The sequence below is a fragment of the Parafrankia sp. BMG5.11 genome, from assembly GCF_004337455.1.
In genome coordinates this window covers 536190-551499 of sequence record NZ_SJXI01000027.1, presented here as the reverse complement: position 1 = coordinate 551499, position 15310 = coordinate 536190, and the positions used below count along the sequence as shown (strand labels likewise).

Below are 15310 nucleotides of genomic sequence, written 5' to 3'. Positions count from 1 at the left end.
GTCTATCCCAAGCCCTCAATTGAAGTCGTAGCGCAGGCCGAGCAGTGCCGACGCAGTGGTCAGATCCTGACCCGCAATCGATCCGTTCAGGTGGTCCAGTCCCACCGCGGCATTGGCGGAGAGCCCGTCTAGCAGATACCGGCGGTATGCGGCCGATGCGCCGATCACGCTGGCATCCCGCGCTCCCGCGAAATCGCTGGTCAGCCAGTTCGCGTAGGCATTGACGTTGAAGCTGGAGCGCGCGTCGATCTGGCCCGACAAGTAGGCCGCTGCCCAGTAACTTTCGTCCACCACGCCATTGGCACTGCCGAGAACTGTGCCGGGGGCCGCGATGAACTTGCTGCGATCGTAACCCATTCCGACGCCGGCACTCATGCGGCCGATTTGGCGCGCATAGCTTGCGGTGATACCCCGCCCACGGAACACTGCCGAGCGGATTGAACCGAGCACACCGGTGAGACAATTGCTGCCCTGCAAGCTGGCAACGCAGCCGGTTACATCCCCGGTAATCGCGTTGCGGTTCGCCGCGAAATCGGTCGGCAGCGCGACCAGGGCGTTGGTCAATTGCCCGCCAAATCCGGTAATTCCATCATAGACCGCTATGTTGACCGAGCTGCGGCTGCTGGGTGCCCACGCAAAGCTGCCATAATAGGTCGTTGAATCGTAACGCTTGCCGACGTGCGCCTCAGCCCGAGTGCGGCGGCTGGGGCGCCACATCACGCCCACGTCCCAGATCAGCCCTTCCGTTTCATAAGCAAGTTGGCGCGGAGCACTCTTGTCGGTGACGAAACGGCCGTTGGCGCCGATCACCGGCGCGCCATCGGCGGTCCGCACGGCATCGCGGCTGGATATTTTCACGTTTTCGTACCCCGCCCCCGCCACGGCGGCGAGCGCTGGGGTCAATGGGACGCTCACGTCGGCGCGGACGTGTGCGTCACGCACCCGCTGGTCGAGGTTCGAAATATCTTCTTGATAGTAACCGGCCCCGACGCCGACGCCGACCGGCAGTCCGTCTCCCGCGCGCGTTGCTGCGTGCACGCCAGCGCTTTGCACGAGGCTGTCTTCGAACACGTCTACTGACGGCGCGCCCGGCGCGGTCGCGAGCCCTTCGGGCGCTTCGGCCCGAGTGTAACCGATCCGGTAGTTGGCATTCACTTCCGCGTCGCCGAGGCGGGTGTGAACGGTGGGTCCGGCATAGGCTGAATAGACGCGGCTTTCGTTGTCACGATCCGGTCCGGATCCGATCGTGGCCCCGCCGTTGTTGTCGATGCGGGTGCGCGTGGCCAGCGCCCCGGCCTCGACCGTGACGGCGCGAGGAACCACGCTGGCGTATCCGCGGGCCACCCCGGACAGCGCTGAGCTGTCGGCCATCCGCGCGTCGTAGCCCAGCGTCTGTTCGAATCGAACGGAGGCGGCGCCGCCGTTGTTGCGGCCCTGAACGCTCAAATCGACCCCGGCTGCCACCTGCGTATAAGTCACGGCGTCACTGCCCGGCGACAGTTCGGCGGTCAGGACCTGATTAGCCTCGATATACGGGGCGATCCGCACGTCGCGTGCGCGCTGGCCTTGGTCCTTCTGCTGAGCGGAAGCCGGAACCACGGCAATCGTGGCCGCCAGCCCAATGGCCGAGGCAAGGGTCCATGCCTTCACGGGCATTACCCCTTGTGCCCATAGTAAGTGCCGAAGCGCCGTCCGCTCGGGCTGAAATGCGTTGCGTTCAGCAGTAGCTTTATGTCCGGGCAGGCGCCGAGCAGGTGCACCGCGTCCTCGAGCGCACTTCGACCCGTCTTGTCAGCACGGGCGACGAGAACCGCCTGACCCACGTGCTGCGCCAGATCCGCGGCTGGAGAGGCGGCCAGCGCGGGCGGACTGTCGAACACCAGCATCCGTCCAGGCGCACCCTGGGTCAACCGGTCGAGAACTTCGGCGGTTCTGGCGCTGGCGAGCCATTCGCTGTCCGTAGTCGTCGTATCCCCCGCCGGCAGCACGAAAAGGCCGTCGATGTCGGTTGCCATCACCAGATCTTCGACGCGGAGCGACGGGTCTGCCAGCGCATCCATCAGACCGGGCGCGGACGGCAGCCCAAGTGTCGCAAGGATGGAAGGCTTGGCGAAATCGGCATCGATCAGCACCACTTCGCCGCCACGTTCCCCGGCCATCGCGATCGCAAGGTTAGTGGCACAAAACGTCTTTCCGTCGCCCGGAAGCGGCGAACAGATGAGAATTCGCTGGGCGGCGGCATCTCCGGCAACGTGCGCCGAAGCGAGCACTTGCCGTTTGATGATGCGAAATTCTTCCAGCAGCGCCGTCGCGCCATCTTCAGGCACGATCAGGCCCTTGTCTCGCAGGCGCTCGCGATCGATCGGATGGCGCGGACCCGTGAGCGAAACCTCCGATGGAGCCTCCGGTGCAGCGGGTTCGGGCACGACCGAAGCAGAGGCTTCGAACTGCGGACCCGGCTCGGGCGGCGTTGCCGCCTCTGGCATCGAGCTGGCATGCGCGGCAGTGCGCCGCACGCGCCTTGTCACTGGCACCGCAAGCTCGCTCGGCACTGGCGCAGCGCGAAACGGATTTAGTGCAAAAGCGCCACTCGCGCGTTCGAACAGCGACACCTCGCTTGCATCCTCGCCCTGCGGCGGGAGGGGGATCTTCGCGTGTTCGGTCATGCCACCATCCCCCGCTGGACGAATTCGATCGTCAGAAGCATGAGGAACACTCCACCCAAGGAGCCGGTCGCGGCATAAAACAGCTTCATCCGCTTGGCCCGCAGCGCCCTGGCGTCTCCCGTCAGGTTCTCTGAAATCGCGCCGATCACCGGCAGGTCGAGCGCGCGCTCCAACCCGGCCGTGGTCGCGAAGGTCGAGCGGAGCTGGCCCAAGGCAAGCGCCGAGCCCACCCCAGCTCCGAGTCCCAGGATCAGCACGCCAAGCAATAGCAACGGCCGATTTGGCGATGCGGGGTTGCGGGGCGTCGACGGCGGATCGACCACATCGAACTTGAAGCTCGACCGTTCGTCCTCCACCTGCCCGCGGAGGCGCATTTCCTCGCGGTTCTGGAGAAGCTCGTCGTACTTCTTCTTGAGCACGTCGTAGTCGCGGCTGATGCGATTGGCTTCAGCCGATGCAGATGGCTCGCTCGCCTGATCCGCCATCGCGCCGCTAACGTCCGCTTGAAGCGCCGCCATGCGTGCCATCAGCGCCTGGACGTTGGCTTCCCGTTCCGCCTTGATCGAGATCAAGGAGCTGTATGCTGGATTGGGCATGCCGCTCGCCTGTCCCCCGCCCGCCCGCTGGAGCAGCGTGATCTGCCGCTTGAGCGCGACCACGTCCGGGTGACTGTCAGTCAGCCCTCGCGCCTGCATCGCGGCAAGTTGCGCTTGGGTCTGGCCGAGCGCGGAACCGTCGCTGCCCCCCGGTGCGGCCAAGGTCCGCGGCGTGCCGGCGAGTTGCCCGTTGATCGCGGCGAGCGCACTTTGCGCCGCTGCAAGATCTGCATCGACCCCGCGCACTTCCTGGCGCGTCGCGGCCAGACGGCTGGAGATCGCGCTGCTCCCACCCACCAGATCGGGGTGCGCGGCTTCAAATGCGGAAAGCTTGGCTTCGGCCGCTTCCAGTTCAGCCTTGCGCTGTTCAAGCTGCTGATCGAGAAACACGACCGTGTCGGCGACTTCGCCGCGGTTGCCCGCGATGTTCTCTTCGCGGAAGATATCGATCAGCTTCTGAACGACGTCCTGCGCCAGCTTGGCATTCTGCGCGTCCGACAGGCTCGGCTTGCCGATCAGCGCCGTGATTGTGAACAGGCTGTCTTCCTGGCTCTCGACCTTCACGTTTTCGGCGAGATTGGCGACGGTCTGCTCCATCTCTCGCGGAGTGGCGACGTCGGCACCCAGATCGGTTCCGCGAACGACTTTTTCGAGGTTTACGCCGCCCGCGAGGGTCTTGCGGACACGGTCGATTTCGTCCTTGCCGCCGTTCGCAATTTTCAGCTGATCGGACAGGACATCATCGAGTTCGACGAAGATCCGCGCTTTTGATTCGTACTTGTTGGGGATCATCGCCACGGCCATCCAGCCCAGCAGGCACACGCCCCACGCGACCCCGAGCACCAGCCAGCGTCGGTGCCACACCGACACCGCCGCCGCGCGCAGTTCCCCGAACATCTCGTTCATCAAAACATGCTTTCGGGGATGATGATGACGTCACCCGGCTGAAGCATTACGTTCGCCTCGCTCTCGCCCTTTTTCAGCAGATCGCCGAGGCGCAGGGCGTATTCCCGTTGCCGCCCGGCCTGCTTGTCGAACCTGATCAGCTTTGCGCGGTTGCCAGCGGCGAACTCGCTCAGCCCTCCGACCGCAATCATCGCGTCGAGCACGGTCATGTTGGCACGAAATGGAATGCTCGCCGGCTTTTCGGTCGCGCCAATCACCCGAATCTGCTGGCTGAAGGTGCCAGCGAAATCGGTCACGATCACGCTGACCAGGGGGTCTTCGATATATTGCGAGAGCCGAAGCTTGATGTCCTGGGACAGCATCGCCGGCGTTTTCCCCACCGCCGGCATATCGTTGACCAGCGGCGTGGTGATCCTCCCGTCGGGACGGACCTGGATTTTCTCTGCGCTGAGTTCCGGATTGCGCCAGACGTTGATTGTCAGCTCGTCAAGCGGACCGATCACGTAATCTTCGCCTGGCCCCTGTTGCATGGAGACGAATGCCGCGGGCGGCAGCTGGTTGTCAGTTCCGCTGCTTGCGCAACCACTCAACGCGAGCGAGGCAGCCGCGACCATGCTCGCAATGATTTGGACGGGACGGAAAGAGCGCATCGATAGATCCTTGCCTTCAGGCGGCCCATTCGACGCATGTTCCGGGAGCGACCCGGCACACGGCGAAGGCGCGCGTATCCGGCCGTCATCTCGCGGAAATTGGTGAACATACTGTTAGGCTTGAAGGTCGTTAACGCGGGCAGTCCCGCTCCGGGACAACGGTTAGCAAAAGCGTTAAACGAGTATTTCTCGCGCCGGTCCTTGCCCAAGAAACATCGCCGGTGAAGCGCTCGCCCCATAAGCGCCCGCGCAGAACACGGCGACCACGTCGCCGACATCGGCGCGAGGAAGCAGCGCCTTGTCAGCCAGCCGGTCGAGCGGAGTACACAGGCAGCCGACCACGGTCGCCACCTCCTCAGCTGCCGCGCCGAAACGGCTGGCGATGGCGACTGGATAGTTGCGCCTGACGACGGTGCCGAAATTGCCGGATGCCGCCAGTTGATGATGCAGACCACCGTCAGTGATCACGTAGGTTTCGCCCTGGCTGTCCTTGCGATCAACCACGGTGCACAGGTAAACCCCCGCCTCCCCCACCAGATACCGGCCAAGCTCGATGCAAAGTTCGGTCTCGCGCAGAGATAATGGCAGCCTGTCGAAGCGCTCCGCCAAGCGGTCACCGACCACTCTGACGTCCACTGGCGTGTCACCCGCAAAATAGGGGATGCCAAGTCCGCCGCCCATATTGAGCTTGGGCAAAGCTCCGTGGCCGATCTCGTCAGCAAGCTGACCGGCAAGGTCCAGCACGTTGCCCTGGGCCTCGGCAATTGCTTCGGCATCAAGTGCCTGGCTGCCTGCGAAAATGTGCAGACCTTGCCAATCCGCGCCAGCCGCGATAATTTCCTTGGCAAGCGCCGGAACACGCCCGGCGTCGACTCCGAACGGCTTTGCTCCGCCGCCCATTTTCATCCCGGACCCGCGCAGCTCGAAGTCGGGATTGACCCGGATTGCGAGCCGAGGCTTTATCCCGAGTTGCTCGCCGATACCCAGCGCACGACGCACTTCATTAGCGCTTTCGCAGTTGAGGGTCGCGCCCGCCCGGATGGCGGCCTCAAGTTCAATGTCACGCTTGCCCGGCCCGGCGAAGCTGACCCGCGCCGGATCGATGCCCGCGTCCATGACCAGCGCGAGTTCCCCGCCGGATGCGATGTCGAAGCCATCGACCAACCCTGCCATGTGCTGCAGCACAGGCTGCCATGGGTTCGCCTTGACGGCATAGTGAACCGCCAGCCGCTCGGGCATCGCCGCGCGCAGGTCGATCATCCGGCGATCCAGGTGCATTCGTGAATAAACGAAAAGGGGCGTACCGCCCGCTTCTGCAATCAGCGCGCTCGCGGTGCGGCCGCCGATAGCCAGTTCGCCGCCTATGGTGTCGTAGCCTGCCGGAATGGGGCCGAGCGGCTTCACTGGATGAAATCCAGCAGGATCGCGGTTCGGTCCAGCTTTCCATTCGGATTGCGCGGCATCGAATCGTAGCGGCGCATCTGCCTGGGCTGCATGAAGTTCGGCAGCGATGTCGCCAGCGCCTTTTTCAGCGTCTCATCATCGAAGTTGGTTGCGGGGCGAACCGCAAGGCCGATCGCGTGCCCCAATTTCGCGTCCGGCACGCCCACCGCGACCGCCTCAGCGACAAGGCCCGTGGCCAGGGCGGCGTCCTCGATCTCTTGGGGGCTGACGCGGTTTCCCGCGGTCTTGATCATCGCGTCCCTCCGCCCGACGAAATAGAGCAGGCCGTCTTCCTCTCGTCGTACTCGGTCCCCTGACCAAACCGCGGTCCCACCGTAGGTGGATGTGCGCGGCGCGGCGCGGAACCGTTGGGCCGTGCGCTCGGCATCGCGCCAGTACCCTTGCGCGACGAGCGGACCTGCGTGAACCAGCTCTCCCTCCATGCCAATCGAGGCTTCCTCGCCGTCCTCACCGATCACCATGACCTCGGCAAAGGGAATGGCCCGGCCCATCGACGTGGGATGACTGTCGACCAGCGAGGGATCAAGATAGGTCGAGCGGAACGCTTCCGTCAGCCCATACATGGGGAACAGGCGTGCGGTGGGGAAAATTCCCCGCAGCGTTCGTACAAGAGGTTCCGTCAATGCTCCGCCGCTGTTGGTGAGCCTCCTCATCGCCCGCGTGGCATCTAGCGGCCATTCGACCTCACTGAGTTGCATCCATAACGGCGGCACGGCGGCCAACGTCGTGACGCCATGCCGTGCGCAGGCTTTCACCACGTCGCGCGGCATCAGATAGTCGAGCGGGGCCACCGCGCCGCCTGCATACCACGTGCAGAACAACTGGTTTTGTCCATAGTCGAAGCTGAGCGGCAAGACGGCCAGGGTGATGTCATCCATCTCAAGCCCGAGATAGTGCGCGACACTGACCGCGCCGAGCCACATGTTCGCATGGCTCAGCATTACACCCTTGGGCTGGCCGGTCGACCCGCTAGTATAAAGGATCGCCGCCAGATCGCTGGGGTCGTGATCCGACCGGCCCAGCGGTGCTGCTTCGTCTAACAGTCCCCACAGATCGTCTTCCGCTATCGCCGTGCACCCGGGCGGCAGATCGCCCTGATTGAGCGTTTTCAGACGCGAGCGGGTCCCGATGAGCAGGTCCGAACCGCTATCTGCCAGGATGTGCGCTGCCTGAAGCCGCTTGAGTAGTGGATTGATCGGCACGTGAACCATTCCTGCCCGCGCGCAAGCAAGCGGCAGCAGGCACGTCACATCGCCCTTCGCTGCCCAACTGGCGACCCGCGCCCCCTTCCCCGCTCGAGACTGCAGCCACCCCGCCAGCCGGGCGACACGGTTCCTTAAATCCTGATAACTAAGGGTCTCCGACCTCAGGATCAGCGCAGGCGCAGACGCATCGCCCCGGTCAACGAGGTGATCGAGCGGCCTGGGCCGGGGATCGAGCGCTACGGGCATGAATACTCCGAAGGGAACAAGCGCGTTGGACGCGGTCAGCTATCATCGCACGGTTAAGGTCTTGCAAGACGTTGCAGCGGCGCCGGTCGGGCCGTTCGATCGCGCCGAATGGTTCGCCTTGCTGGAAACTGCCGGACACCGTCCCCTTATTGCGGTTGCCCGCCAAGGCGAGAACGCAATCGCGCTTCCGTTGTCAGATGCGAATGGCCGGATCGAGGCTTTGCGAAACTGGTACACTTTCAGCTGGCGCCCCGTCGGAATGCTGGACGATCATCTGATCGCCGTCGTTGCACGCGATTTGCGCACACGCGCCGCGGGCGTGACGCTGTGGCCGATCCCCGACGAAGACGGTGCCGCCAGCCGCCTTGCCAGTGGGTTTCGATCTGCAGGTTGGGCGGTGAGCTGCACGCCTTGCGACCACAATCACGTGCTTGAGGTCGCTGGTCGCAGCTTTGCCGAATACTGGTCGGGTCGACCCGGACAGATCCGCGCCACCCACAAGCGCAAGGCCAATAGGGTCTCAGTCGATCTTTTCGATCGTTTCGATGGAAGCGCATGGGAAGCGTACCAGGCGATTTACGGAGATAGTTGGAAGCCTGCCGAAGGGGACCCGGAGCTCCTACGTCAATTTGCGCAGGCCGAGGGCGCCGCGGGCCGCATCCGGCTGGGCGTCGCTCGGGCCGAGGGTGAGCCGGTTGCGGCACAATTCTGGACCGTCGAAAACAAGATCGCCTACATCCACAAGCTCGCGCATCGCGAGAGCGCCAGACACCTCTCGCCTGGCACCATCCTGACTGCGGCGCTCTTTGAACGGGTGATCGATACCGACCGGGTCGACCTAGTCGACTTCGGGACGGGCAACGATCCCTACAAACGGGATTGGATGGAACACGACCGGCCCCGCTATCGCATTGATTGTCTGGATCCGAGACAGCCCCGCGCCTGGCCTGCCCTGGCGAAGCGGGCGCTTGCGCGCTTCTCGAGCGAAGGCTAGGTGCCGCGCGCATTTCGGATGGGGAACCGTATGACGGTTGATCAGGATCACCTGGGCGCGAGTCGCACTGAGATCGACGCCCGGCTGCGCTCGATTCTGGTCGACGCGCTGGGCCTCGACCCGGATCGCGTCGCGACGTTCGACAACGACACCGGGCTGTTCGGGCACCTGCCTGAGCTCGATTCCATGGCCGTCGCCGGGCTGCTGACCGAAATGGAGGACCAACTCGACATCGTCATTGATGACGAGGACGTCGACGGCGAAATGCTTGAAACCTATGGCGGCCTGCTCGCCTTCGCCGAGGTCAAAGCCGCCTCGGCGTGACCCTTTTCGAATACATCGACTGGCCGTGCCCCTCAATCAACGGAGGGACGCACGACGAACTGGCGCTCGTCTTCGACAAGGGGCGCCAGCATCGTCTGCTCGTGCTGCCGGCCTGGTTCGATGAGGCAAACAAGCTGCGGCGCCAAACCGTCGAAATCATGCGCCGCCTCGATCTGTCAGGTATCGACTGCTTCCTCCCTGATCTCGCGGGCTGCAACGAGAGCGAGGCACCGTTAGCCCAACAGACGTTGGCAAGCTGGCGACACTCAGGCACCGCCGCTGCCAGGGAGTTTGCCGCGACACACGTGTTCGCGGTTCGCGCAGGCGGGTTGATCGCTCCCGAAGAGCTGCCCGGCTGGGCATTCGGGCCGGTCACCGGCGCCAGGGTGCTGCGAACCATGCTGCGCGCCCGCGCCATTACCGCGCGCGAAGCTGGCAAAGCCGAGCGGTTGGAGGACCTTCAGAACGGTGCCCGGACCGACGGGATCGAACTCGCCGGCTGGACCATCGGTGCAGAAATGTTCCGCAGCCTCGAAGCGGCCACCCCGTCAGGGGAACTTGTGCCCATCGATCAGGATCTGGCAGGCGGAACTGGCCTGTGGCGGCGGGCCGAACCCGGTGAAGACCCCGAACAGGCAGATGCTTTGGCAGCCATGCTCGCGATTGGCATCGCCGGTACATGACACGGCTTCACCTGACCTTCGAATGCGCCGACACCACCCTGGCGGGCTCACTGGACACGGCTGCCGGCGTCAGCGGGCTGCTGCTCGTCAGCGGGGGCAACGAAGTACGGTCGGGCGCCTTTTCAGGCCAGGCGGCACTTGCGGCACGCATTTCCGCCGCAGGCTACCCCGTGTTCCGTTTCGACCGGCGGGGGGTCGGCGACAGTGGTGGTGAGAACAAGGGCTTTCGCAAGAGCACGCGCGATATCCAGTCTGCGCTCGCAGCCTTCCGAGTCATCGCACCCCAAATCGAACGGGTCGTCTGCTTTGGCACCTGCGACGCAGCAAGTGCCCTGATGCTGGCGAGCGGGCTCGATTGCGATGCACTCGTGCTATCAAACCCCTGGACCGTCGAAGATGACCGCGCCCTGCCGCCGCCCGAAGCGGTGCGTGCGCGCTATGCTGAAAAGCTAAAGAATCCTCGAGAACTCGCCCGATTGCTGAGTGGCGGAGTTGATCTCGGCAAGCTTGCGAAAGGTTTGGTGCGAGCCGGTCGGCGTACGTCTGCCCCCACAACACTCGCAAGTGAAATGGCCACCGGCCTGGCGGCATTCGACGGCCCCGTTCGCATACTGGTTGCAGGATCGGATCGCACGGCTCAGATTTTCGCGAGCAACTGGGATGCCGACGATACGCGGGTGGTGCGCTGCGACGGCGCTGGTCATGCCTGGAGTGAACCTCACGCGCGGGAGTTCTTGGAGCGGAACCTGCTCGAGATCTTGCGCGGCTAGCGCACGAAAAGGCTGGCAAGCTCTACGTGCGTGGACCAGCGGAACTGGCCGACAGGGCGCAACTCGGCAAGACTGAAGCCGGCATCGATCAGTGTTCGTGCGTCCTTCGCCCAGCTTGCCGGGTTACAGCTGATATAAACGACCCTTGAGACCGCGCTGCTGGCGATGTGAGCCACTTGCTCCCGCGCACCTGCCCGCGGCGGATCGATCAGTACTCCATCGAAGCGCGACAGTTCATCTTGCTGGAGTGGGTTGCGGAACAGATCCCGATGGTGCGCTTCCACCCGAGACGCGGTTCGGCCCGCGGCCGTGCGGCATGCGAGGTAGGCATCGCGGGCCCCTTCAAACGCCGCGACCCGACCAGGCAACGCGAATGCGAACGTGCCAAGCCCCGCGAACAGATCGGCGGAGTAGGTGCTGTCGGCCAGCCATTCGCGCGCTGCGGCAACCAGTGCTGCCTCTCCGTCCGCGGTCGCTTGCAGGAACGCGCTGCTGGGCAGGGGGATGCGCATCCCGCCCAACGTGACGGTAACGGGTTCCGGCTCCCACAGCGCTTCCGCCCCGAATCCCAGGTCCGCCGTCAGCCGAGCCAATCGATTGGTCTGCGCAAAGTGCAGCGCGGCCTCTGTCGCGGCGAGACCTTCCATTGCAAAATGACGCAAGTTGCAGTCGACCCCTTGGTCGCTCAGCGTCAAGTCCACATCCACCGCCCATCTCCCTCGCTGACTGGCGAGCATTTGGCGGAGCGGCGCGACCAACGAGAACAGTTCAGGCCGGAGGACGTGACATTCGCGCATGTCGACGATCTTGTGAGAGGCGAGTTCTCGAAAACCGACTACGACGCGTCCGCCCTGCGCTGACGCATGCAGCGATGCCCGACGGCGTGAGCGCGACGGTGACAAATGGGTTGGCGCGACCATCACGGGCAGTATTCCCTGACCCTCGGCGGCTAGCACGACCCGATCACGTACGAAGGTTGCCAAAGCGCCTTCGTCGAGATGCTGAAGCTGGCAGCCGCCACACTTTCCGAAATGACGGCAGGGAGGCGCGGCGCGGTGAGGTCCAGGCAACAGGCTGCCGTCGTCTGCAATCACATCTCCTGGCGCGGCGAACGCCACGTGGCGCCCGCTTGGGGTCACGCCGTCTCCTTTCGCTGCAACCCGGACGATCTCCTCTGTCACGTGCGCAAGAACCGATCGTAAGCGGCTGAAAGATTGCGGATCAGATCATCGGCAATCAGTGCCGGACCGGCGACGCGAGCCGCCTCCCCGTGCAGCCAGACCGCCTCGCCTGCCGCTCGGAAGGGGTCACGTCCCGCGGCCATCCGGCTGGCCGCGATACCGGCGAGCACATCGCCGGTGCCGGCCGTGGCAAGCCAACTCGGTCCCGGAGCGAAGAAAGCCAGTTCGCCACCTGCTCCCGCCAACAGGGTGTCCGGACCCTTCGCCAGCACAGTCGCACCGATCGTTTGGGCAAGCGTCTTGGCACGGTCGATCTTGCCTGAAGCGGCGATTGCAAATCGCCGGCACAGCGCGGCAAGCTCGCCTTCATGCGGGGTTAGCAGTAGCCGAGCGGCGGCAACTCCTTCCAGGTGGTCATCGTCGAGCACATGCAACGCATCTGCATCGATGACCGTCGGTATCCCCCTTTCCAGCACCATGCCAAGGTTCTGCCGAGCAGCTTCGTCCCGGCCCAGCCCGGGTCCTATGACCAATGCCGAAAAGCGGGGATCGGCAAGCGCTAGACCAATCGGGCGACTGTCATTCACCAACGCGCGCGCGTGCGTGGCAGGGAGTGGCTGTGCGAGGTGTTTGACGTAACCCGCGCCGCTGCGCATCGCCGCCTCGGCGGCGAGTAGCGCTGCTCCCGGCATCACGCCCCCCACCACGCCGACCATGCCGCGCGAATACTTGTGAGCGCCGCGTGCGGGAGCACTGAAGCGCGGCGCCGTGAACAGGTGCGCAACCGTGCTGGCTAGCTCTATGCCGATATCAACCAGGCGTACTTCCCCCATGCAGTCGCTGGCCGGCATCATGAAATGCGCCGGCTTCCACGCGCCCAGCGCCAAGGTGAGATCGCAGCGAACCGCTGTTCCCAGGATCGCTCCGTCATCCGACGAAACGCCGCTCGGCAGGTCCACCGCGATCACGAAATCGTGAGCGTCGGCAAGCTTGGCAAGAAGGTCGCTGTGTTCGCTAGCGAGTGGTCGGGACAAACCGGACCCGAACAGGCAATCGACCAACACGCCGCCCCGGGCGCCTTCCACCTGGTTCCCTTGCCAGCGCGCTTTTGCGCGGCGGGCAGCGTCTGTCGCCGGATCCACCGGAGCGATGACTCGCACGTCAGACCCTAGATGGCGCAGGTGCTCGGCAACGACATATCCGTCACCGCCATTGTTGCCCGGCCCGCATAGCACCGTCACGGAACGACCCAACGCCGTCCGGTGGACCCAATCCGCCGCCCCTCGCCCGGCGCGCAGCATCAGTTCATCGATCGATACTCCTTGCGCTACCAGCACCTGCTCAGCGCCGCGCATCTGATCGGCGGTGAGGACCTGGTCAGGGTTGCGCATCGATGTCCGCCGGGAAACGGTAGCGGTCCGGGCCGACGGCCACCTCCATCACCGGGGGATCGCCGACAAGCGTGCTGACTGCATCGTCCGCGCCATCGATCGCCACCATGCTGGTGCGGTCCTGCGCGATACGAAAACGCCGGAACGCGCCATCCGGATGCCGCACCACGAATTCCGAACCTTCTTCGCCTGCAAACCGCTCGACCAGGCAATCAGCTGCAAAGGCACTTCCTGATCCTTGCGCGCACTCGATCTGGCGAGCGCCCGGGCTGGCCTGCGGCTGCGCTTCTCCTTGCGAGCACGCAGCCAGGCCCAGCACCGCCGCGACAAGACACAATCGCATCACCCGCGCCTTAGCCGGCTGAGGTCCCGCACCGCCCCACGCGCGGCGCTGGTGGTCATCGCGGCATACGCCTGCAGTGCGGTCGAGATCGCCCGTTGGCGCGGCTTCGCCGGATGCCAACCGCGCTCCGTCTGCTCCGCCGCACGGTGAGACAACACATCCTGGGGCACAACCAACTGGATGGTCCGAGCAGGGATGTCGATTTCTATCCAGTCGCCGTCGCGGACCAGACCGATCGTCCCTCCCTCCGCTGCCTCCGGGCTTACGTGCCCGATCGACAGGCCGCTCGTGCCGCCGGAAAAGCGGCCGTCAGTGATCAGCGCGCACTCGGCGCCGAGGCCTTTCGATTTCAGGTAGCTGGTGGGGTACAGCATCTCCTGCATCCCCGGCCCGCCGCGTGGCCCTTCGTAGCGGATCACCACCACGTCTCCGGACACGACCTGATCGGTCAGGATGGCCGCCACCGCGGCGTCCTGGCTTTCGAACACCTTCGCCTGACCGCCGAACGAAAGAATGCTTTCATCCACTCCCGCGGTCTTCACGATGCAGCCATCCTGCGCAAGATTACCATGCAGGACGGCAAGGCCTCCGTCCTGACTGAAGGCGTGTTCGCGTGAGCGGATCACCCCGCCTGCACGATCCGTGTCGAGCGCCTCCCAACGCTTGTCTTGGCTGAACGCAGTCTGCGTGGGGACGCCCCCGGGCGCGGCGCGATAGAAATCCTGCACCGCGGGGTTGTTGGTCAGCCGCACATCCCAGTCGGCAAGCGCATCACCCAGCGTCGGAGAGTGCACGGTCGGTAGCGCGGTATGCAACAGGCCGCCGCGGTCAAGCTCACCGAGGATAGCCATGATGCCCCCGGCCCGGTGGACATCTTCCATGTGCACGTCCGATTTGGCCGGCGCGACCTTGCACAGGCAGGGCACTTGCCGGCTGAGACGGTCGATGTCGTGCATGGTGAAATCGACCCCGGCCTCGTGCGCGGCTGCCAGCAGGTGGAGCACCGTGTTGGTCGAACCGCCCATCGCAATGTCGAGGCTCATGGCGTTTTCAAAAGCTTCGAAGCTGGCGATCGAGCGTGGCAGTACGCTGGCATCCCCATCCCCGTAATAACGGCGGCACAACTCCACGACGAGGCGCCCTGCCCGTTCGAACAGCCCCTGCCGGTCGGCATGCGTGGCCAGTACGGAGCCGTTGCCGGGCAACGACAGGCCGAGCGCTTCGGTCAGGCAGTTCATCGAATTGGCGGTGAACATCCCGCTGCACGATCCGCAGGTTGGACAGGCCGCCCTCTCGATATCCGCGACTTCTTCGTCAGAGAAGCTCTCGTCGCCCGCGGCGACCATCGCGTCGACGAGGTCGAGAGCGATCTCCTTGCCCTTCACCACCACCTTGCCGGCTTCCATCGGCCCGCCGCTGACGAAGACAGCGGGCACGTTGATCCGCAGCGCAGCCATCAACATGCCCGGCGTGATCTTGTCGCAATTAGAGATGCACACCATCGCGTCAGCGCAATGGGCATTGACCATGAATTCGACGCTGTCGGCAATCAGTTCGCGTGACGGGAGCGAATACAGCATCCCATCATGGCCCATCGCTATGCCATCATCGACCGCTATCGTGTTGAATTCTTTCGCGACTCCTCCCGCCGCCTCGATCTGCCGGGCGACCAGTTGGCCCAGGTCCTTAAGGTGGACGTGCCCGGGCACGAACTGGGTGAACGAATTGACCACCGCCACGATCGGCTTGCCGAAATCGCCGTCCTTCATGCCCGTCGCGCGCCAGAGACCCCGGGCGCCCGCCATGTTGCGGCCATGAGTGGAGGTGCGGGAACGGAGTTCGGGCATGTGCAGGGTCCTTGGCTGTCGAGAAAGGCTAGGCCAGGATGCTG

The 15310-nt window shown here is 64.6% G+C and carries 14 protein-coding genes; 4 read left to right on the top strand and 10 right to left on the bottom strand.

The genetic code is table 11. The features are described 5' to 3' along the window. Window positions 1–15 precede the first annotated feature (15 nt). The 6 genes from E0504_RS20665 to E0504_RS20640 all read right to left on the bottom strand — a co-directional run bounded on the left by E0504_RS20665 (window position 16) and on the right by E0504_RS20640 (window position 7733). Window positions 16–1656, bottom strand: coding sequence for a preprotein translocase subunit YajC (locus E0504_RS20665; protein WP_131625599.1), 1641 nt, complete (start codon window positions 1654–1656; stop codon window positions 16–18). Then, on the bottom strand, window positions 1656–2666 hold the full coding sequence (locus E0504_RS20660) for a capsular biosynthesis protein (RefSeq protein WP_131625598.1): 1011 nt from the start codon (window positions 2664–2666) through the stop codon (window positions 1656–1658). The genes E0504_RS20665 and E0504_RS20660 overlap by 1 nt, the downstream gene beginning before the upstream one ends. Next, the gene (locus E0504_RS20655) at window positions 2663–4168 is read right to left on the bottom strand and encodes an XrtA system polysaccharide chain length determinant (protein ID WP_131625597.1); all 1506 of its coding nucleotides are present in this window, start codon (window positions 4166–4168) and stop codon (window positions 2663–2665) included. Before E0504_RS20655 ends, E0504_RS20660 begins: the two co-directional genes overlap by 4 nt. Next, window positions 4168–4818, bottom strand: a complete 651-nt coding sequence (locus E0504_RS20650; protein ID WP_165938566.1) for an XrtA/PEP-CTERM system exopolysaccharide export protein — start codon at window positions 4816–4818, stop codon at window positions 4168–4170. Before E0504_RS20650 ends, E0504_RS20655 begins: the two co-directional genes overlap by 1 nt. Before the next feature lie 174 nt (window positions 4819–4992). Then, window positions 4993–6222 (bottom strand): pyridoxal-dependent decarboxylase, exosortase A system-associated, encoded by a 1230-nt coding sequence (locus tag E0504_RS20645; RefSeq protein WP_131625596.1) that lies wholly within the window; start codon window positions 6220–6222, stop codon window positions 4993–4995. Continuing rightward, the gene (locus tag E0504_RS20640) at window positions 6219–7733 is read right to left on the bottom strand and encodes an acyl-CoA ligase (AMP-forming), exosortase A system-associated (RefSeq protein WP_131625595.1); all 1515 of its coding nucleotides are present in this window, start codon (window positions 7731–7733) and stop codon (window positions 6219–6221) included. The genes E0504_RS20645 and E0504_RS20640 overlap by 4 nt, the downstream gene beginning before the upstream one ends. A 25-nt stretch (window positions 7734–7758) precedes the next feature. Between E0504_RS20640 and E0504_RS20635 the strand changes: the two genes are divergently transcribed. From E0504_RS20635 to E0504_RS20620, 4 genes are read left to right on the top strand one after another with little or no spacing between them, the layout of a single operon-like run. Next, entirely contained in the window at window positions 7759–8727 is a 969-nt protein-coding gene (locus tag E0504_RS20635; protein WP_207974547.1) for a GNAT family N-acetyltransferase, read from the top strand. Between the two features lie 18 nt (window positions 8728–8745). Then, window positions 8746–9051: an acyl carrier protein gene (locus tag E0504_RS20630; protein ID WP_373693920.1), complete on the top strand. Its 306-nt coding sequence runs from the start codon at window positions 8746–8748 to the stop codon at window positions 9049–9051. Continuing rightward, window positions 9048–9734, top strand: coding sequence for a hypothetical protein (locus E0504_RS20625; protein ID WP_207974545.1), 687 nt, complete (start codon window positions 9048–9050; stop codon window positions 9732–9734). Before E0504_RS20630 ends, E0504_RS20625 begins: the two co-directional genes overlap by 4 nt. Beyond that, entirely contained in the window at window positions 9731–10504 is a 774-nt protein-coding gene (locus E0504_RS20620) for a hydrolase 1, exosortase A system-associated (protein WP_131625593.1), read from the top strand. Before E0504_RS20625 ends, E0504_RS20620 begins: the two co-directional genes overlap by 4 nt. On the opposite strand, the gene E0504_RS20615 is transcribed toward E0504_RS20620, so the two are convergent. From E0504_RS20615 to ilvD, 4 genes are read right to left on the bottom strand one after another with little or no spacing between them, the layout of a single operon-like run. Then, window positions 10501–11685, bottom strand: coding sequence for a class I SAM-dependent RNA methyltransferase (locus E0504_RS20615; protein ID WP_131625592.1), 1185 nt, complete (start codon window positions 11683–11685; stop codon window positions 10501–10503). The genes E0504_RS20620 and E0504_RS20615 overlap by 4 nt on opposite strands. Next, window positions 11682–13076 (bottom strand): NAD(P)H-hydrate epimerase, encoded by a 1395-nt coding sequence (locus E0504_RS20610; RefSeq protein ID WP_131625591.1) that lies wholly within the window; start codon window positions 13074–13076, stop codon window positions 11682–11684. Before E0504_RS20610 ends, E0504_RS20615 begins: the two co-directional genes overlap by 4 nt. Next, complete coding sequence (locus E0504_RS20605; protein ID WP_131625590.1) at window positions 13063–13413, bottom strand: hypothetical protein; 351 nt, start codon at window positions 13411–13413, stop codon at window positions 13063–13065. The genes E0504_RS20610 and E0504_RS20605 overlap by 14 nt, the downstream gene beginning before the upstream one ends. A gap of 5 nt (window positions 13414–13418) precedes the next feature. Continuing rightward, on the bottom strand, window positions 13419–15266 hold the full coding sequence (gene ilvD / locus E0504_RS20600) for a dihydroxy-acid dehydratase (protein WP_131625589.1): 1848 nt from the start codon (window positions 15264–15266) through the stop codon (window positions 13419–13421). Window positions 15267–15310 lie beyond the last annotated feature (44 nt).

Excerpts from the sequence above, each read along its gene's own strand:
- E0504_RS20655 (WP_131625597.1), bottom strand. The coding sequence starts at position 4,168 with ATGAACGAGATGTTCGGGGAACTGCGCGCGGCGGCGGTGTCGGTGTGG.
- ilvD (WP_131625589.1), bottom strand. The coding sequence starts at position 15,266 with ATGCCCGAACTCCGTTCCCGCACCTCCACTCATGGCCGCAACATGGCG.
- E0504_RS20620 (WP_131625593.1), top strand. The coding sequence starts at position 9,731 with ATGACACGGCTTCACCTGACCTTCGAATGCGCCGACACCACCCTGGCG.
- E0504_RS20665 (WP_131625599.1), bottom strand. The coding sequence starts at position 1,656 with ATGCCCGTGAAGGCATGGACCCTTGCCTCGGCCATTGGGCTGGCGGCC.
- E0504_RS20610 (WP_131625591.1), bottom strand. The coding sequence starts at position 13,076 with ATGCGCAACCCTGACCAGGTCCTCACCGCCGATCAGATGCGCGGCGCT.
- E0504_RS20630 (WP_373693920.1), top strand. The coding sequence starts at position 8,746 with ATGGGGAACCGTATGACGGTTGATCAGGATCACCTGGGCGCGAGTCGC.
- E0504_RS20660 (WP_131625598.1), bottom strand. The coding sequence starts at position 2,666 with ATGACCGAACACGCGAAGATCCCCCTCCCGCCGCAGGGCGAGGATGCA.
- E0504_RS20640 (WP_131625595.1), bottom strand. The coding sequence starts at position 7,733 with ATGCCCGTAGCGCTCGATCCCCGGCCCAGGCCGCTCGATCACCTCGTT.
- E0504_RS20650 (WP_165938566.1), bottom strand. The coding sequence starts at position 4,818 with ATGCGCTCTTTCCGTCCCGTCCAAATCATTGCGAGCATGGTCGCGGCT.